We start from the raw sequence: 18665 nt of genomic DNA on the forward strand, positions 1-18665 counted from the left end.
TGATTATTGCATAAATGGTAGCCATATGCGGCGAAACATCAGCCCCAGCCTGGAGAGGGCCAGGATGAAGAGCCAGTCCACGAGGGACAGCGGAACGGTGCCGAAAAAGGTTCCCACGCCCGGGGTATATATGACCGAGAGCATCATGGCTATCGACATGGCCACCGATGGAGTTATCAAACTGTTTTCCGGCTGCGGGGCATGATTTTTCCTCACGTCATATACATTCATCATCTGACTGGTGACTATGTTGGCAAAGGCCATAGTCTGGGCTTTGGGAAGGCCGTACCGGGAAAGGGCCGTCAAAAATACCCCGAAGGTGGAAAGCCCTATGCCGGTGCCTTTTGCCACGATTTGGCGAGAGGTTTTGGGGTCCAGGATATTTTCCTGGGGATTTCTCGGCATTCGGTCCATTATGTTTCTGGAAGGCTGGTCCAGGCCCAGGGCCAGTGCGGGGCCGCCCTCGGTCACCAGGTTTATCCACAGGATCTGCCCAGGAGAGAGGGGCACAGGTAGACCCGCCAGGGAAGTCAGCATAATGGCGGAAACCTCTCCGAGATTGCCTGACAGCACATATCTTAAAAATTTCTTTATGTTGTCGTTTATGGCGCGGCCTTCTTCTACAGCCCGCACTATGGTTATGAAATTGTCGTCGGTTATGGTGACGGAGGAGGCTTCCCGGGTGACGTCGGTGCCGTTTTTGCCCATGGCGATACCAATGTCCGCCTCCTTTATGGCCGGGGCGTCATTCACCCCGTCTCCGGTCATGGCAACTATGTGGCCGGTATTTTTAAAGGCCTTCACTATCTTTAATTTATGTTCCGGCAGAGTCCTGGCGAAAACCGTTACATGTTCTATCTCTTTTTCCAATTCCTTCTGGGACATCCTGTCAAGATCAGCCCCTGTGAGTATTTTCCCACCATTTAATAGAGTAAGCTCCCGGGCCACTGCCGTTGCCGTGCTGGGATGGTCTCCGGTGATCATCACCACGTGGATGCCCGCCCGGTGACATTTCTGTATGGCCTCCCGTGCTTCAGGCCTGGCGGGGTCCGCCATGCCCAGAAGCCCCCCGAAGACCAGGTCACGGTCAATTATTTCCTGATCCCCTGAATAGTCTTCCGGAAGTTCCCTGTAAGCCACCGCCAGGACTCGAAGGGCATCATCAGCCATTTTATTGTTTTGTTCCGCCAGGAGTTTCTTTTGCTCCTCATCCATGGCGGCTACATTGCCTTTGAAATAAATGTAATTGCAGTATTCCAGTATGACATCGGGAGCGCCCTTTAAAAATACCAAGTTCTTACCGTTTACCTCTTTGAATACCACCGCCATCCTCTGGCGGGTGGAATCAAAAGGCACCTCATGGATCCTGGAAAATCTCGACAATAGGTCATCCAGGTCCAAACCTCCATCCAGCACGGCCTTCAACATGGCGACTTCGGTGGGATCTCCGTCAAAGGTGCCATCGGCCTCGAGTTTTACATTATTGCAAAGGGCTGCACAGGTCAAAGCCTGGCAGAGATCCGGGAAGTCCGAAGGGATTATTTCTTTTTCTCCCCGGTAAAAACCGGCTTTCAGGTCATTGCCCTTCAGATGGATAAGCTCTCCGCCGCAGAAAATCTCCTTTACCGTCATCTCGTTTTTGGTGAGGGTGCCGGTCTTATCACAGCATATAACGGTAGTGGAGCCCAGAGTCTCAATGGCCTGCATCTTTCTGACAATAACGTTTTCCCGGGCCATCCTCCTGGTGGAAAATGACAGGGAAATGGCGAGGATGGCGGATAATCCTTCAGGGATAATACTTACCGCCAGGCTTATGCCCACTCTGAGCATAGGCAAAAGGCTCTGGCGCCGAATGATTCCCGACAACACCACTATAGAGGAAAGGCCCAGGCACAGGAAAGTAAGGCTTTTACCCAGGCGTTCCAGCTCCTGCTGCAACGGTGTGGATGATTCCTTGATGGAAGACAGCAGATTTCCTATCTGTCCCATCCTGGTGTCCCGACCGGTGGCAATGACGATGGCCCGCCCCCGGCCTTTGACTATAAAAGTGCCCATAAATACCATGTTGGACAGCTCCGCCAGATGCCGGCTGCGGCATATGGAAGTGTTTTTGGAAATCGGTAGAGACTCCCCCGTAAGGGCCGATTCCACCACTTCCAGGCCATGGGCTTCAATTACTCTGGCATCTGCCGGCACCTTGCACCCCGCGGAAAGTTCTATCACATCTCCCGGCACCACCAGATCTGAAGATATCTCCAGCGGCCTGGCATCCCTGATGACCCTGGCCCGGGAAGCGGACAGCCTGTTTAACTCCGCCAGGGCTTCTTCCGCTTTATATTCCTGGGCACTTTGCAGAAAGGCCTCCAGAATGACAATGGCGGCAATGGTGACTCCGTCGGTGATTTCACCCAACAAAAAAGAAAGCCCTCCGGCCACCACCAGGACTCTTGGTAAAAATTGCTTAAACTGGGAGATAAAAATGCGCCAGAAGCTCTTTTTATCCTGAACAAATAGCGAATTTTTACCATACAGTGCCAGCCTGTGTCTGGCCTCCCGCCCATCAAGCCCGGAAAGAGGGTTTGTCCTTTGTGCCGCTATCACCTGGTTTATGCTCATTTCCGACCATTTTAAGCTTTTATCCTTTGCTTCATTTTCGGGCTTTTCCCGGAAGATGAGCTTTTCCGGTCCCAGCACGGAAATAATGTAGTGGGTTTTAACCACTTCCCTGGTCAGAGCCGACGGCTTAATCCTGTCTTCCTCAAAAAAAATCAGCGCCCTGCCGGTACAGGAATCAGCGTAAACCATAGTGACTCCGGGCTTTGACGAAATATATCTTGTGAAGGCATCGGCAGATTTTTGGTTTTTGTAAATGCCGGGTACCCTTATCCTTATGCGCCCGGGAACATATCGGATATCCTGCTTAAAACCGTAGACTGCCCCCATGCCTGTTTCCACTGGCTCCCTTCAAAACTTAACATAATGTTAACATTTTCTTAATGAGGGTTTAACATGCGCCAAATAAAATAAAATAGGGTTTTTCTTGAAGTTCGGTTTCTCCAAAAGAGGTGAATTAAAATGATTGTATTTGAAAAAAATGCAACATTTTTTGATGAAAACGACTGCTGCAATCTGGTAGACGAGCTGGAAAACTTGATTAAACATGAGACTGCGGCATATTTTGATAAACTCCAATTAAATATCGACACATATGCTTATTTTCTTGCAAATTATATATTTTTATACGGAGAAAAGAGCGCTGAAAAATTTTTATTTTCTTCCGTAAACTACCTTCAATTCATCGATACCCTTACGGAAAAGATAAAATTGCGCCTGGAAGCATTTTTTGGAAGGCCTGTGGTAAAACAGGATATTCCCGACCTTTTGCCTGAAACGGCAGACCTGGATGACGAGATAAAAGATATGACAAAGACCCACCTAGTCTCTTTCTTATGCGAAAAATTGTCCCAAAAGGCCTTCAGGAATGCATGTAAAGCACTGCTGCCTTTTCCCGTAGACTTCCTGGTTTCGGAGGTCAAACCGGAAGAAATATTGTTTGAAGGCATATCCGGCGACGATATCAAAAAAGACCGATTGGTAAAAATACAGGCACTCCTGGAAGGCATGTTCAAAAGCCTTCGGCTCAAGACCCAGGAAATTTTATGCCGGCAAGTGGTAGACGATGTCTACAGCCTGTGGGATGAAACATGTGAAAACTCAAGTCCGGAATTTTTGGGAGAAGAAATTAAAGAAGATGCGGTATAACGGCCGCACAACTGAATTACCCCTTACTTTGAACACAGGAGCTAAAAAGGCTCTTTTTTATTTTGCATCGTTTTTTTGGATAAAAACATAGCCATGGGAAAAAATATAAAAAACATAAAAGGCTTTATTCAAAATGATCCAAAACCGGTAAATTTTTGGAGGTGATTTGATGTTTAGCGAAGAATTCTGGTTTGGAGCAGGCGCTTTTGCGGCACTGATGCTTTTGAGAAAGCCCGTAAGAAAACTTGCGGTGATGACCGCCGGGGCCGTGCTGGCGGTAGGTGACAAAGTCAAAGAGGCTTATCATGAAATCAAGGAAGAGATCGAGGATATCGTAGCCGAAGCCTATGCAGCCAATATGGCCGCAAAGAAGGGTGAGTAGTATTTGACCCCAAACATCGAGATAAGATCCAGGATTCCCGGGAGAATCAGGTTCTGGGTACCGGCCCTTTATCGTCGGCAAGACTATAAAAACAAAATAGAGTTTTATCTGCGCCGGGAACCCGGCGTAAAAAAAGTTTCCGCAAACCCCAATACCGGCCGGGTGCTGGTGCTTTTCTACCCGGGGGTGGAAGAGGGGCGGCTGGCTTTAAAAATTCTTTCGTCAAAATGGCAGGAGCCGGTTCAAAAAATCTCGGAAGAAGACGAGATCCAGGGACTGCCTGTAGCGGAAACCATCCTTTCCGGAAGCACCCTGGCGGCACTGACATTAAAACAGGTGCTGGCAGGCAAATCTCCCCTCACCACCGACTATGCCGTGCTTTATCTCTCTTCCGCCGTCTCCATGATTGCCGGTTACCCCATACTGAAGAAGGGCGTTTCGCAGGCCGTCAAAAAAGGCGGCATAAATTATGAGCTGGTAATGGGCGCCGCCACATTCATTACCCTCGTGCTCAGGGAAAGCCTCTGGGGGCTGGCAGTGGTGTTTTTATTGAATCTTTCTACGGTTATCCAGGAAATCGCCGTAAGGCGGGCGGAAAAGTTGTACCGAGTTTTCCCCGAAAAGCAGATGCCCTATCTGAAGACCGACATCATGCCCGGGGATACATTCACCGCAGGCACCGGAGATATGATTATAGCTGACGGAAGGGTGGTAAAGGGTGAAGCGGTGGTAGATGAGTCTATCCTCACGGGAGAATACATGCCCCGTTTCAAGAATGAACAACAACACGTGCTGGCAGGGACCCGGGTCATGAGCGGAGAGATAAAGGTGATGGCCGAAAGGTCGGGCCGGGATACCCGCATGGGCGAGCTCCTTTCTATGCACGACAATTATCTTGATGCAAAGACCGCATACGGTGAAAAGGGCGAGAGACTGGCGGAGAAAATAACTCCTTTTGCCCTTGTCACATCCGGTGTGGTATTTGCCTTCAGTCGCGACTTTTTAAGGGTGCTGGCCATGCTGCTGTCGGCATCGCCCAGGGCATGTACCCTGGCGGGTACCCTGCCGGTAAAGCTGGGAGTGGCCCGGGCCGCTCGGGAAGGAATTATAGTGAAGAGGCCGGCATCACTTGAGAAGCTGGCGGATATAGATGTGGTTTTTTTCGACAAGACCGGCACTCTTACGGAAGCAAGCCCGGTGGTAAGCCGGGTATTGCCCATGAGGGGCTACAGCGCCGATTTCGTGGTAAAAACCGCCGCATCATTGGAGACGGGAAGTGTCCATCCCCTGGCATCGGCCATTCTAAAGGAGGCCAGGATAAGAAATATAACCCCGGTACCTCCCTCCGTGAGCCGGGAAGTGGCCGGCAACGGCATAAAAGGTTTTATAGACGGGCAAAAAATCATAGTGGGAAGCCATGACTTCATGGTGGTGGAAGGTGTGGACATATCCGACAGCCTGCCTAAAGCCCGCCGCATACAGCACTACGGCGAAAGTGAAGTTTATGTGGCAAAAGAGGGGAGGCTCATAGGCCTCATCGGAATCCGGGACACTCTCAAATCTGCCGTCTCGGAAATGATACACAGGCTCTATAAGAGGGGCATCGCCAGGGTGGGCATTATAAGCGGAGACAGCTCCCAGGCCGTAAAACGCATAGCGGAATCCTGCGGCATAGATCTAATCGAAAGCTCCCTTTCGCCTGAAGAAAAAGCGGAAATCATAAAGTCGTATAAAAGACAGGGGCATAAGGTGGCCGTAATAGGCGACGGCATAAACGACATACCCGCTATGGCGGCATCCGATGCGAGCATATGTTTTGGCCGGGGGCTGCTTCGGGTTGAAGATTTTGCAGATATTGCCATTTTAAATAATGATATGGAAAATATACCCAAATCCATAATAATAAGCAGGAAAATGCAGCATGTGGCAACCCGAAACCTGGCCATGGCTGCCGGAGCCAATATAGCTGGTATTGCTCTTTCGGCTTTAAAAATCATAGATCCTTTTTTTGCCGCCGTTTACTATAATTTAAACTCCCTGGCGGTGCTCATCAATTCCATGGGAGTCTTAAACATGAAAATCTAAAAACTTTTTTCAGCATATTAAATTTTTCAAGGGGCAGATTAAAGATGAGAGGCTATATAAAATCCAATTCCCATAAAAGAAAGGGAGGGATAATATTGCCGATTTTAAAACCGTTTTTCTGGGGTCTGGGGGCCGCAGCCCTGGCCTATATGGTGACTCCCAGAGTAAAAAAAGTTGCCAGGCCCCTGCTGGTCAAGGGAGTCAGCGGTGCCATAGGCCTGGCGGAAAAGGGCAAGGAGACGGTGGAAGAATTCAGGGACCGCCGCAGGGAAAAAGCCCGGGAAACCGCGCTCGGAACCGACTCCAGCTATGATAATGCCCTGGAGCAGATGCGCCAGGAAAGAAACCATGCCCTCAATGAAATAAAAGAACTAAAAAATGTGATATCCCAGCTGCAAAACGAGATAAATGAAATCAAACAGAAAAACGAGGAATAAAGTTTATTTTGTTATAAAGGAGCTCCAAAGGCTCTATTTTTTTGTCCAGGTTTTTGCATAATTTTAGCTGTACTGGAAAAAAATATACCTCGTAAATAAATCGTGGAAGAGGAGTGATAAAATGAAAGAATATGAAGAAATTGTAAAATCCCTTCAAAAAGGCTTAGAAGCTGAACATACAGCTATAGACCAGTACCGGGCCCAGCTTGAAAATCTAAAAAATGCATATGCCCGCCAGGTTTTCGGCCATGCTTTAAGACATGAGAGAGAACATGCCGGGCATTTTGCCAGGGCTTTGAGTTTTTTTTCCAGGCAGAACGCCATGCCGGGCCTGAGGGAATCACTGGGACTGGTGGGCCAGAGGCTGGGCATGTGGAGCAGGACCACCGAGGCCAAAGGATTCCTGGCAGGAATAGCCGCCGCCTTTATAGGGGCAACTCTGGCGCCGGGCATCAAGAAAGGTTTAAGGCCCCTGGCGGTAAAGGCTACCCAGGGAGTAATGACCATATCCGAAAAAGCCCGGGATGCCATTGATTCCATGAGTAAAGGTGTAAAAGAGATTGCTGATGAGGCCAAAAAAATAAAGGATGAAGAATTTGCCCGGCTGTCTGCGGAAAAGGATGAGCTGGAAAAAGCTATCATGGAAGAATTGAAGGGAAATCATGAATCGGCTTTGAAGGAATTGATGGACCTTAAAGATGAAATCACAAACCTCAAGAGCGAGTTAAGCAAAATCAAGAAACTGGGACAGGAAGTCATTAACCCCGAAGAAGACGATGACTGATATTTTATATCCCGACCTCTTACCTTCGACTTCCGGCCTCCGATATCCTATAAAAGGATTTGCCGTTTCGGCAAATCCTACCTAATCCGGCATCTGACTTTCAGCCTCCGCTATGGCCGCATATTTTCCCGCCGTAAAGCCCGAGGACCAGGCCCACTGCAGGTTAAAACCTCCGCATTCCCCGTCGATGTCTATTATTTCACCGGCGAAAAACAACCCCTTTATAAGGCGAGATTCCAGGGTGCGGGGGTCTATGCCGCTGGTATCCACACCGCCGGCGGTAACCTGAGCGCTGGGCCAGGACCTGGTGCCGGTGATATTGAAACGCCAGTCCGAAAGTATTTCGGCGATTTTTCGGATATCGCCTGCAGAAAGGCTTCCTACCGGGACATTCAGATCTTTTATTCCCGCCTGTTTTAATAAGACCCTGATAAGCCTTTTATTGATAAGTCCTACCAGGCTGAACTCCACGGTCTTTTCAGGCATGTTTTCAAAGCGGAGGGCTAGAAGTTCCTGAAGTTCGGTTTTAGACATGGTGTCGATTATAGATACCTTCAAAACCGCTTCCTCTTTTTTTTGCAGCAGCTCTCCGGCTTTTCGGCTCAACTGCAAAATAGGCGGTCCCGATATACCGTAATTGGCAAAAAGGATATCCCCCCTGCCCTTTGCCATAGTTTTCCCTCCGGACAGGATCTCGACGGTGCCCACAAACTTTACTCCTTCTATCTGTTTGAAAAAATTTCCTTCCAGTTTCAACTGGACCAGGGCTGGGAAAATATCTACGATTTTATGGCCCATCCGGCGGGCCAGATCATATCCGCTGCCGTCGGAACCGGTGGAGGGCATGGCCTTTCCGCCGCAGCAGAGGATTATCCTGTCACCGTGAAAGAACCTGCCGTCCTGTGTTTCCACAGAAAAGTCGCCTTCCTGCCCGGCAATATTTTTCACCGGGCTATTACAGCAAATGTTGACGCCCTGTCGGTTCAGTTCATAAAGCAGCACATCCAGCATACTGGAGGCCTGGTCCGACATGGGGAAAACCTTTCCGCATTCTTCCACCTTATGGGCAATGCCAAGCCTTTCAAAAAAAGCGATGGTTCTGGAAACATCAAATTCGGAAAATGCCCCATAAATAAATTTGGGATTTTTACCGTGATAATGGTCTATATCTGCATAAATATTAGTAAAATTGCAACGGCCATTGCCAGTCACAAGGATTTTCTTCCCCACCCGGGGGTTTTTCTCCAGCAACGTAGCGACGGCGCCGTGCATCCTGGCGGAAATGGCAGCCATCATTCCTGAAGCCCCGCCGCCAACGATGATCACATGTTTTGCACCGTTAGACATTTCATTTCCTCCAAACAACCTGCTTATATTATTGGGGACATTCCTACCTCCACCGGTCTCCTGCCCTAGAAGAGGAGGTGTGTCCCCAAACCTATTATACCAAAAAAATAATAATTTCTCCTTTGCAGAAATATATTTTATTAAAGAAATGGCCCTTTTGACCGTCCGGAAAAAAATCATAATTAAAAATATCGACTGGAGGAATTGTTATGGCAAATCAGGGAAGGATTAAGTTCACACTTCTTGCCGTTTCGCGGCTGTACAACACCCGGGTGAGCCTCGTGGGAGTAGACGAAAACCGCCGGTGGATAAGGCCCATGCCCATGTACCAATCCGACCTTTATAACGGTGAGGAAAAAAATTTCGACATATTCGGCATCACCGAAATCAGCATCAACGACTGGTGGGGGGCGGCTCCCCGCCCCGAAGACAGGTTTTTCGTGAGAAATGAGCAGATGGTCCCGAGCCTTGTTAAGGTATTAAACGAAGTGGAAAAGGTGAAGCTTCTGCGATCCCTGGTCGATTCCTCGGCGGATTTCATATTCAGCCGGGGAAGGACTTTAGGCCTCATAAAACCAAACGTCAAGGATGTCAACTTCCGGCGCAACCCTTACAATCCCCTGGAATACGAAGCCCGCTTTGTGTTTGAAGACGGCACTGGGGGCATTGAACACAACTGGATGGCCACCGACCTTTTATGGTATCAAAAATTTCATGATTTCATCCGGGAAAACCCCGGCATGCTTTCGGCAAAATTAAAGGAGACAAAAGAAATGCTAAATACCCGAGAAACTTATTTTGTTGTAGGCCTCACCAAAATATTCATTGAAAATCCCGGCCCCTACGGCGGCTGCTGGCCCCAGGTGCTGGGAGTGATAATTTTATAGGTGCCAGGCACTCACTTATTCACTTATGGAATTATCAAACAATATAAAACTCAGCGTAAATTTTAAGCAGGAGGCAACTCCTGCTTAATTATTTGTATAACGAAAACCACCTGCTATGCAGGTGGTTCCAAAAAGCTTATAGCTATGAGTAGAAATAAAAAACCTCCTTTGTTAGAATGGATGAAGGTCTGTCAATCGCATCAAAACAAAGGAGGTTATCCAAAATGGATAATGAAAGTTTATCACATACCAAATGGAATTGTAAATATCACATAGTATTCGCACCGAAGTATCGAAGACAAGTAATATATGGGAAAATAAAGGCTGATATAGGGAAAATATTAAGGAAACTATGTGAATACAAGGGCGTGGAAATAATAGAAGCAAATGCCTGCAAAGATCACATACACATGTTGGTCAGTATTCCACCTAAAATAAGTGTATCACAGTTCATGGGATACTTGAAGGGGAAAAGTTCGTTGATGATATTTGATAGACATGCAAACCTGAAATACAAGTATGGGAATCGACAATTTTGGTGCAGAGGATACTATGTAGATACAGTGGGTCGCAATAAAAAGGCAATAGAAGAATATATCAAGAATCAGTTACAGGAAGATATAGCAAGTGACCAAATAAGCTTAAAAGAATACATTGACCCGTTTACGGGTGAGCCGGTAAACAAAGGCAAAAAATAAAAATGCCCCTTTAGGGGCAGCCTGAAAAAATACGCGGTTGGCAGACCATTCAACGAGCCTTAAGGCTCAGCCAGTAAATGCCCTTATAGGGCTAGTGCAAACCACCCGCTAAGCGGGTGGTGATGATTAAGTAATGTCACCAACTTCCGATTCTGCTAATTTAATATCTTTTCCTTGAAAAGAAGGCTTTTGGTGCCATATAATAATAATTAGAAAAGGCTATATTATTAAGTAAATGTCACTAAATGAATGGTGACATAATTTAATATAGCCTGAAATTAAAAAAATAAGGGGGTTTATTTATGAGGGCAAAGATTCAGGCCTTCGGAAGATTTTTAAGCGGTATGGTGATGCCCAACATAGGTGCTTTTATAGCGTGGGGACTAATTACTGCTTTCTTTATCCCCACCGGTTGGATGCCCAATGAGCACCTGGGCAAACTGGTAGGGCCCATGATTGTATATCTGTTGCCACTGCTCATAGGATATACTGGTGGAAAACTGGTGCATGGCGTCCGGGGCGGCGTAGTAGGTGCTGTGGCTACCATGGGTGTGGTGGTGGGTTCTGATATCCCCATGTTCATGGGAGCCATGATAATGGGGCCCATCGGAGGCTATGCCATCAAGAAATTTGATGATGCGGTACAGGACAGGATACCGGCCGGATTTGAGATGCTGGTAAACAACTTTTCTGCAGGAATCATAGGTATGATAATCACCCTCCTGGCCTATATGGTTATAGGTCCTGTGGTTCTAGGGCTAAACAAGTTCCTGGCTGCTGGAGTTCAGGCCATAGTAAATGCGGGCCTGCTTCCGCTGGCATCGCTTTTCATCGAGCCGGGCAAGATACTGTTCTTAAACAATGCCATAAATCATGGGATTCTGGCTCCTCTAGGAGTAGAACAAGTATCCCAGGCAGGAAAATCAATATTTTTCCTGTTGGAGACAAACCCGGGGCCAGGTCTTGGAGTACTGCTGGCATACTGGCTGGTGGGCAAAGGAATGGCAAAGCAGTCGGCTCCCGGTGCCATAATAATCCACTTTTTTGGTGGGATCCATGAGATATATTTCCCTTACGTTCTGATGAATCCCATATTGATACTGGCAGTCATCCTGGGCGGCGCCACCGGGGTGTTCACCTTCGTATTGCTGGGAGCGGGCCTGGTGGCAACTCCTTCACCGGGCAGCATATTTGCCGAAATCGCCATGACTCCCAAGGGCGGATACTTCCCTGTGCTTGCCGGTATAGCACTTTCGGCAGTGGTCTCATTCCTGGTGTCTTCGGTGCTTTTGAAGAGATTCGCCGCCGAGGAAGGCGATATCTATGCAGCCCAGGACATGGTTGATAAGCTTAAGGGCAAAAAGGCCTTTCACGCCGTGGGACAGAAATCTTCGGTGGAAAAGATAGTGTTTGCCTGTGATGGCGGCATGGGTTCTTCAGCCATGGGCGCCTCTGTATTGAGAAAGAAGATACAGCAGGCAGGCCTTGACGTAAAAGTAATACATGCTGCCATAAATGAGATACCACAAGACGCCGATATAGTGATTTCCCATAAGGAGCTTACTGACAGGGCAAGGGCCGCTGCGCCCGATGCCGAGCATATATCTATCGATGCTTTTGTGAACAATCCCGTCTACGACCAGATAGTAGATAGGTTGAAAAAGTAAGGTAAATGATATAATAAGAGTAACAGCCAGAGCTGTTACTCTAACTTTAAAGGCAGGACAGGATAAAAATTCCGGAGTGAAAAAAATGAAGCAGACCTTCACCGAGAGACAGCGAAATATAATTTCGTATTTGCTGAAGGGTCCCGCCACCACCGAAAAACTGGCGCACAGCCTTGGAGTGAACAGAAGGACCGTCCTCCGGGAACTGCCCCAGCTTTCAGAAAAACTGGAGGCCTTCGGCGTCAAACTGGAGCGCCGGGCAGGGGCGGGCCTGAGGATATGGGGAGAAGAACATGCTCTTTCTCACCTTGAGCAGGAAATGAAAAATGCGCCGGATTCTTCAAAACTTACTCCGGAGGAAAGACGCCATTTAATCCTGCTGTCTTTGCTGGAACAAAAACAGCCCGTAAAACTGTACGCCTTTGCCAGACGTTTTAACGTGACAGAAGCCACCATAAGCTATGACCTGGATAAAATCGAGGAAGAGCTTTGGGATTATGATATAAGATTGATAAGGCGTCCTGGCCTCGGAATTAAACTCGAGGGGGCGGAAAGCAGCCTGCGCAGGCTCATACTGGACCTGTTCTATAAAAATTTCCAGGAAGAACATCTGTTAAGGATATTGAAAGATAATGTTTCGGGGGGTGAAATGCTAAAAAATGACACTCCTCCGACTGGAGCAAAAGTCATCCCCTGGGAATATGTTTTGAAATTCATAGATGGCCGTATGGTGATGCAAATTGAAAAGATCCTGGATGAAGTGCTTAAAAGTTCAAATTTTCCCCTGGCCGACAGTTCCTATGCGGGACTTCTGGTCCATATCGCCCTGGCCATGGACAGGCTGAAGGACAAAGATGCCATAACCATGGATAAAGGGCTGCTTTTGAACCTCAAGAAAACCCGGGAATTCAAGCTGGCCAGGGAAATAGCCCGTTCTCTTGAAAAACATTTTGAACTCACAATTCCTGAAGAAGAAATGGGATATATAACCATGCACCTTCTGGGAGCTAAACTCCGCATAGATGGAGGATTGGATGAATTTTTCATGATAGATCACCGGGAGGCTACTGAAGCAGCGCACAGGATTTTGAAACAGGCGGGAGAGGAATTGAAAGTAGAACTCCTCAAAGACAGGAGGATCCTGGAAGGCCTGGCGGTACACCTGAAACCCGCCATTTCCCGGCTCAAACTGGGGATGGAGATAAGAAATCCTCTGCTCTCACAGCTAAAACAAAACTATCCGGAAATAATGCAGGTGGCCCGGAAAGCGGGAAAAACTCTGGAAGATATTTTCCATGTGCGGGTACCAGAATCGGAAATCGGATATATAGCCATGCATATAGGCGCCGCCCTGGAGAACAAAACCGAAAGGCACAGCATCAAGGCGCTGCTGGTGTGCGCCAGCGGCATCGGTAGCGCCCGGATGCTGGCAAGCCGCGTGCAAAAGGAACTGCCGGAGCTGGTAGTGCAGAATGTGGTTTCCCTGGGCGAAGTAAAGCAAACTCTGGAGAAATACCCTTTCGTCGATATGGTGCTGTCAACGGTACCCCTGGAGCTTGACCGTATACCGGTGCTCAGGGTGTCCCCCCTGCTTACGGAAAGTGAGATCATGAGAATAAAGGAATTCCTGAAATCGAAGGATTTGGCCAATTCTTATGAAAAAACCGTTCCGCCGGGGGAAAACACGAAGCACCCGGTTCGCGATATTCCCGAAAATAAATTCAATGGAGCTTCTACTGTATTTGAACTGCTGGAAGATTTCATGTTGGTACAGGACCTGGAGGCGGAAAATACCGCCCTGTTCGTAAAAAAGATTGCGGCTCATATAGGTAGCAGAGTGGAAGTGATTTCTCCGGAAAAAATAGCGGAGGATTTATTGGCACGACAAAACGTCGCAGGCTGCGGAGTTCCCGGGGAGCGCCTGGCCGTTCTCCATGCCCGGAGCTCGGGGGTGAAGAAACCTTTCCTGGGAGTATTCAGACTAAAAAAGAGTATCGCTATGGAAACCATGGATGGAAAAACGGAGGAAGTTGACGTCGCCCTGGTGATGCTGCTTCCTTCCAGTCCCCTGCCTGAAGAAAGGGAAATAATGGGTACTATCAGCGCAGCTATCATCGAAGATCCGGACCTGCCGGGCCTTTTTCTCAAGGGCTCCGGTGAAGAAATAATTAAAGCTCTTATAAAAGTATTTAAAAAATAGCACCATAGACTTATTAGGAGGAACTTTTATGGCTTTAAACTGGTTTAAGAGACAGAGCAAGAAAAAAGAAATATTGACCCGGGATGGCATACTGGTAAAAATGCATGCAAAAGATAAATATGAAGCAATAGAAATGGTAGGAAAAATTCTTGTGAAACAGGGGAAGGTCCAGGCATCATATATTGATGCTATGAAAGCCCGGGAAAATATGCTTACCACATATATAGGCAACGGGATAGCCATTCCTCATGGCGTAGGAGAAGCAAAAGATAAAATAATCGAAAGCGGCATTGCCGTGGCTCAGTTTCCCGAAGGAGTAGAATTTGGCGAAAATCAGAAGGCATACCTTGTCATAGGCATTGCCGGTAAGGGTGACGAGCATCTCAACATCCTGGCAAATATAGCTTCCGCCTGTGAGGATGAAAAAAAGGTGAAAAAACTCATAAATAGTACTTCTGCCGATGAGATATATGAGATGCTCACCGAGGAGGTGTCTTGATTGAAAAAAGCAGTGCATTTTGGGGCCGGTAATATTGGGAGGGGGTTTATCGGCCTATTGCTTTCAAAAGCGGGGTATGAAGTAACTTATGTTGATAAAGTTTCCGAAATCATTGACGCCATTAATGATAAAAAGTCTTATACGGTGATGATAGCAGGAGAAAAAGAAGAAAAAATAATGGTAGAAAATATAATGGGCATTCTTTCTTCCGACGAACAGAGCGTTTCAAAAGCTATAATGGAAGCAAATATAATTACTACGGCAGTGGGGCCCGAGGTGCTGAATAAAATATCCCTCCAAATTGCGGCAGGTCTTAAAATGAGACTTATGAAAAAAACTGTCGAACCTTTAAATATAATTGCATGTGAGAACAAGGTGGGAGCGTCGGAATTTTTAAAGCATGAGGTTTTTAAATTTCTTACACCGGCGGAAATCGCAGCTATTGAACCGTCAGTCGGATTTCCCAATGCGGGAGTTGACCGGATAGTCCCGCCGCAAAAGAACGATGATATTCTGTCGGTCATGGTGGAACCTTATTTTGAGTGGGTTGTCGACAAAAAAGCTTTTAAAGGGGCCATCCCTGAAATTCCGGGCATGCGGGCGGTGGAAGATCTGCAAGCTTACGTGGAACGAAAAATTTTTACTTTAAACACCGGCCATGCCGTTGCAGCTTATCTGGGATATTTAAAAGGTTATAAAACCATACAGGAATCTTTAAAGGATTCTAAAATATTTGATACTGTAAAAGGAGCCATGGAGGAATCGGGCAAATATCTTACGCAACGATTCGGATTTTCTGTCGAAAAACATGAATACTATATACAAAAGACATTATTCAGATTTCAAAATCCTGCCCTGAACGACGAAGTGGTAAGAGTAGGGCGGAAACCTCTAAGAAAACTGGGCCCCGAAGACCGGCTGGTATTTCCTGCGGTAAAAGCACTGGAGCTCGGGGAAAATCCGGTGAATCTTGCCTCCGGAATTGCGGCCGCACTGGAATTCGATTATAAGGGTGACGAAGAAGCCTGTATAATACAGCACATGATTAAAACCGTGGGAATAGATGAGACACTTTACAAGATTTGCGGAATTTCCCCCGAACATCCGTTAAATAAAATGGTAAAATATGCTTTAGTAAAAACAATTTAACGTATTTTCAAGCGGTTTTTTTTCACTCTGGGAAACCCAAAGCCAATGGCGACAAGTGCCATAATGCCCAGCAGGTACGGATAATAAAGCGTCGGCATTATCTCTATGGGGGAGAGTTTTGATATGCTGCCTGCCAGCAACAGTTGAGCACCGTAAGGAATGATGCCCTGCCATACGCAGGAGAATATATCCAGCATGCTGGCGCTGCGCCTGGGGTCTACGCCGTTTTCATCGGATATCTTTTTGGCCATGGGACCGGTTATGACTATGGCCACTGTGTTATTGGCCGTACAGATGTCGGCTACTGACACCAGGGCGCCTATGCCCAGTTCCGCTCCTTTTACACTCTTTATTCTGCGGCTTATTGCATCCAGAAGGTAATCAATACCCCCCTCTTTAGTTATCAGCGCCGCCAGGCCCCCTATCAGCAGGGAAAGGATAAAGATCTCCTGCATGGAACCGAAACCCTCATATATTTTCTGGGTAAAGCCGATAAGAGTAAAGCTGCCGTCGGCAAGACCAATTACACCTGCCAGTAAAATTCCTAAAATTAAAACCAGGAAGACGTTCATTCCCACCAGCGCAAGTATTAGCACCGCAAGGTAGGGAAATATTTTTAATACATTGTATTGAAGTCCGGCGGGTATCTGACCGCTCACCCCAAAAATTATCATGAGTATAATGGTCAGTAGGGCAGCGGGCAGGGCAATTTTAAAGTTCATTATAAACTTGTCTTTCATGGCGCAGCCCTGGGTCCTGGTAGCCGCTATGGTTGTATCTGAAATCATTGACAGGTTGTCCCCAAACATGGCGCCTCCCACTACAGCCCCTACCGCCACAGCAAGGGGTAAATGGGCTTTTACCGCCATGTCAGCTGCAATAGGAGCTACTGCCGCGATGGTGCCCATGGAAGTGCCCATGGCTGTAGCGACGAAGGCAGCGATTATAAATATTCCGGGCAGAATAAGACCGGGCGGTATGATGGAAAGGCCGAAATTAACGGTGGAATCCACACCTCCCATGGCTTTGGCCACAGTGGAGAATCCTCCGGCCAGAAGGTAAATCATGCACATGATGACGATATTGCTCTCACCGACGCCTTTAACAAAGGTATCCATTTTTTCGTCAATACTACCTTTTCCGATAATAAAAGCTATTATGATACCCACTATTGCTGCCACCGGCGAGGGAAGCTGGTAAAAGGCAAAATCCACTCCTTTTACATTGAAATAAATGCCCGTCCCCAAAAACAATACCAGAAATACTACCAGAGGTAAAAGAGCCACAGGATTTTTTCTTTGTTCCATACAGATCCCCCTTTTTATTTAATTCGGGAATTGCCGGCGGTTTAAAAACTTGACCGGCAGTTCCTGATAATTTTTTTCTTTTTTTTAATTGACTCACATGCCTGTTTTTATATTTTCCTCATCGTTTTATCGCAACGGTCTCTTCAACTTTCTTTAAAGCCTGATCCAGATCGGCGATGATATCCTCGACATCCTCGATGCCCACCGAAAGTCGTACCAGCCCATCGGTGATGCCAGCCTTCAGCCTTTCCTCCGGCGGCACCGGCGAGTGAGTCATCGATGCGGGATGCTCAATAAGCGAATCCACACAGCCAAGACTTACGGCCAGGGTTATCAATCTCACACTGTTCATCAACACCTTGCCGGCTTCAAGGCCCCCCTTCACCTCAAAGCAGATCATGCCGCCGAATCCATCCATCTGCCCTGCCGCCAGTTCGTGCTGGGGGTGGGATTTAAGCCCGGGATAGTAAACTCTTTCAATCATAGGATGCCCTTCAAGATATTCGGCTATTTTCATAGCGTTCTGGCAGTGGCGCTCCATCCGCACGCCCAGTGTTTTCAGGCCCCGGAGCAGCAACCAGGCGTCAAAGGGCGAGATAATGCCGCCAAAATCCTTGAGATAAGGGATCCGCATAGTGTTGAGCAGGTCCCTGGGGCCAACTATTATCCCGGCTATAACGTCCCCATGGCCACCGATGTATTTCGTGGCACTGTGGACTACCACATCGGCTCCGTGTTCAATGGGCCTCTGTAGATAGGGCGACATGAAGGTGTTGTCCACTACAAGGAGTGCGCCGTACCTGTGGGCGATATCCGCCGCTCCTTTGAGGTCTACCAGTTTAAGAGTGGGGTTGGCCGGAGTTTCCACATATACCACTTTTGTATTTGGCCTCATGGCTTTTTCGATATTTGCAAGGTTCGAAGTATCCACCAGAGTAACTTCTATGCCGTATTCGGGCAGTAATTCGCTGATGAGGCTGTGGGTGCAGCCGTAAAGGGTGCTGCCGCCCACGATGTGGTCGCCTTTTTTCAAAAGAGAAAGAAGCACCGTTGAAATGGCGGCCATGCCCGAAGCTGTAGCAATGGCGGCTTCCCCGCCTTCAAGGGCGGCCATTTTTTCCTCCAGTTCAGCTTCAGTCGGGTTTCCCAGCCGGGTGTAAATGTACCCCCACTCTTCTCCTGCAAATCTCCGGGCTCCCTGGTCTACATCTTTAAACACGAAAGTGGAAGTCTGATAGATAGGAGTTACATGGGCGCCCGTTACCGGACACGGTTTTTGCCCCGCATGAATGGCTTTTGTATTAAACTTTATATCCATAATTTTTAACCCCCATAGTATTTTTATTTGCCTGCTGCCATATTATAAAAGCAAAAACCGTGCCACCTGCCGTGAAGCTGCATTTCGGGGATCGTGGTAATTTTTTTTACCGCTTTTTAAACCTTAATTGGTAAATATATTAA

General features: G+C 47.6%; 15 protein-coding genes. 11 read left to right on the forward strand and 4 right to left on the reverse strand.

Features of this window, described 5'->3' with window-relative positions:
• Nucleotides 1-3: 3 nt before the first annotated feature.
• On the reverse strand, nucleotides 4-2955 hold the full coding sequence (locus tag D2962_RS00615; RefSeq protein ID WP_122013797.1) for a cation-translocating P-type ATPase: 2952 nt from the start codon (nucleotides 2953-2955) through the stop codon (nucleotides 4-6).
• Between the two features lie 120 nt (nucleotides 2956-3075).
• Here D2962_RS00615 and D2962_RS00620 point away from each other — a divergent pair, with 120 nt between their 5' ends.
• The 5 genes from D2962_RS00620 (at nucleotide 3076) to D2962_RS00640 (ending at nucleotide 7450) form a co-directional block, all read left to right on the forward strand.
• Nucleotides 3076-3762, forward strand: a complete 687-nt coding sequence (locus tag D2962_RS00620; protein WP_122013798.1) for a hypothetical protein — start codon at nucleotides 3076-3078, stop codon at nucleotides 3760-3762.
• A 169-nt stretch (nucleotides 3763-3931) separates the two neighbouring features.
• On the forward strand, nucleotides 3932-4144 hold the full coding sequence (locus D2962_RS00625; protein ID WP_120765248.1) for a DUF5132 domain-containing protein: 213 nt from the start codon (nucleotides 3932-3934) through the stop codon (nucleotides 4142-4144).
• Between the two features lie 3 nt (nucleotides 4145-4147).
• Entirely contained in the window at nucleotides 4148-6229 is a 2082-nt protein-coding gene (locus D2962_RS00630; RefSeq protein WP_122013799.1) for a heavy metal translocating P-type ATPase, read from the forward strand.
• A gap of 95 nt (nucleotides 6230-6324) precedes the next feature.
• Nucleotides 6325-6666 carry a hypothetical protein gene (locus D2962_RS00635; RefSeq protein ID WP_147421224.1) on the forward strand — a complete coding sequence of 114 codons (342 nt, stop codon included), beginning with the start codon at nucleotides 6325-6327 and terminating at the stop codon, nucleotides 6664-6666.
• A 121-nt stretch (nucleotides 6667-6787) separates the two neighbouring features.
• The gene (locus D2962_RS00640; protein WP_120765251.1) at nucleotides 6788-7450 is read left to right on the forward strand and encodes a ferritin-like domain-containing protein; all 663 of its coding nucleotides are present in this window, start codon (nucleotides 6788-6790) and stop codon (nucleotides 7448-7450) included.
• 81 nt (nucleotides 7451-7531) lie between these two features.
• Here D2962_RS00640 and D2962_RS00645 read toward each other — a convergent pair whose 3' ends face one another.
• Nucleotides 7532-8797, reverse strand: a complete 1266-nt coding sequence (locus D2962_RS00645; protein ID WP_120765252.1) for a BaiN/RdsA family NAD(P)/FAD-dependent oxidoreductase — start codon at nucleotides 8795-8797, stop codon at nucleotides 7532-7534.
• A 209-nt stretch (nucleotides 8798-9006) separates the two neighbouring features.
• Between D2962_RS00645 and D2962_RS00650 the strand changes: the two genes are divergently transcribed.
• The 6 genes from D2962_RS00650 to D2962_RS00675 all read left to right on the forward strand — a co-directional run bounded on the left by D2962_RS00650 (nucleotide 9007) and on the right by D2962_RS00675 (nucleotide 15897).
• The gene (locus D2962_RS00650) at nucleotides 9007-9684 is read left to right on the forward strand and encodes a hypothetical protein (RefSeq protein ID WP_120765253.1); all 678 of its coding nucleotides are present in this window, start codon (nucleotides 9007-9009) and stop codon (nucleotides 9682-9684) included.
• Between the two features lie 224 nt (nucleotides 9685-9908).
• Nucleotides 9909-10382 carry an IS200/IS605 family transposase gene (tnpA, locus tag D2962_RS00655; RefSeq protein ID WP_122013800.1) on the forward strand — a complete coding sequence of 158 codons (474 nt, stop codon included), beginning with the start codon at nucleotides 9909-9911 and terminating at the stop codon, nucleotides 10380-10382.
• Between the two features lie 302 nt (nucleotides 10383-10684).
• Nucleotides 10685-12049, forward strand: a complete 1365-nt coding sequence (locus D2962_RS00660) for a PTS mannitol transporter subunit IIBC (protein WP_122013801.1) — start codon at nucleotides 10685-10687, stop codon at nucleotides 12047-12049.
• Nucleotides 12050-12134: 85 nt separating this feature from the next.
• On the forward strand, nucleotides 12135-14249 hold the full coding sequence (locus D2962_RS00665) for a BglG family transcription antiterminator (RefSeq protein ID WP_122013802.1): 2115 nt from the start codon (nucleotides 12135-12137) through the stop codon (nucleotides 14247-14249).
• Nucleotides 14250-14277: 28 nt separating this feature from the next.
• The gene (locus D2962_RS00670; protein WP_122013803.1) at nucleotides 14278-14748 is read left to right on the forward strand and encodes a PTS mannitol transporter subunit IIA; all 471 of its coding nucleotides are present in this window, start codon (nucleotides 14278-14280) and stop codon (nucleotides 14746-14748) included.
• Complete coding sequence (locus D2962_RS00675) at nucleotides 14749-15897, forward strand: mannitol-1-phosphate 5-dehydrogenase (RefSeq protein WP_122013804.1); 1149 nt, start codon at nucleotides 14749-14751, stop codon at nucleotides 15895-15897.
• Here D2962_RS00675 and D2962_RS00680 read toward each other — a convergent pair.
• Both D2962_RS00680 and megL read right to left on the reverse strand, forming a co-directional pair.
• Nucleotides 15894-17204, reverse strand: coding sequence for a Na+/H+ antiporter NhaC family protein (locus D2962_RS00680; RefSeq protein ID WP_122013805.1), 1311 nt, complete (start codon nucleotides 17202-17204; stop codon nucleotides 15894-15896). The genes D2962_RS00675 and D2962_RS00680 overlap by 4 nt on opposite strands.
• 118 nt (nucleotides 17205-17322) lie before the next feature.
• Nucleotides 17323-18522, reverse strand: coding sequence for a methionine gamma-lyase (gene megL / locus D2962_RS00685; RefSeq protein WP_122013806.1), 1200 nt, complete (start codon nucleotides 18520-18522; stop codon nucleotides 17323-17325).
• Between the last annotated feature and the right edge of the window lie 143 nt (nucleotides 18523-18665).

This window comes from Biomaibacter acetigenes, from assembly GCF_003691585.1.
In the GTDB taxonomy this organism is placed as follows: domain Bacteria; phylum Bacillota; class Thermosediminibacteria; order Thermosediminibacterales; family Tepidanaerobacteraceae; genus Biomaibacter; species Biomaibacter acetigenes.

Coding starts and splice junctions, on each gene's coding strand:
- D2962_RS00620 (WP_122013798.1), top strand. CDS start 3,076: ATGATTGTATTTGAAAAAAATGCAACATTTTTTGATGAAAACGACTGC.
- D2962_RS00625 (WP_120765248.1), top strand. CDS start 3,932: ATGTTTAGCGAAGAATTCTGGTTTGGAGCAGGCGCTTTTGCGGCACTG.
- D2962_RS00640 (WP_120765251.1), top strand. CDS start 6,788: ATGAAAGAATATGAAGAAATTGTAAAATCCCTTCAAAAAGGCTTAGAA.
- D2962_RS00645 (WP_120765252.1), bottom strand. CDS start 8,797: ATGTCTAACGGTGCAAAACATGTGATCATCGTTGGCGGCGGGGCTTCA.
- D2962_RS00650 (WP_120765253.1), top strand. CDS start 9,007: ATGGCAAATCAGGGAAGGATTAAGTTCACACTTCTTGCCGTTTCGCGG.
- tnpA (WP_122013800.1), top strand. CDS start 9,909: ATGGATAATGAAAGTTTATCACATACCAAATGGAATTGTAAATATCAC.
- D2962_RS00660 (WP_122013801.1), top strand. CDS start 10,685: ATGAGGGCAAAGATTCAGGCCTTCGGAAGATTTTTAAGCGGTATGGTG.
- D2962_RS00665 (WP_122013802.1), top strand. CDS start 12,135: ATGAAGCAGACCTTCACCGAGAGACAGCGAAATATAATTTCGTATTTG.
- D2962_RS00670 (WP_122013803.1), top strand. CDS start 14,278: ATGGCTTTAAACTGGTTTAAGAGACAGAGCAAGAAAAAAGAAATATTG.
- D2962_RS00680 (WP_122013805.1), bottom strand. CDS start 17,204: ATGGAACAAAGAAAAAATCCTGTGGCTCTTTTACCTCTGGTAGTATTT.
- megL (WP_122013806.1), bottom strand. CDS start 18,522: ATGGATATAAAGTTTAATACAAAAGCCATTCATGCGGGGCAAAAACCG.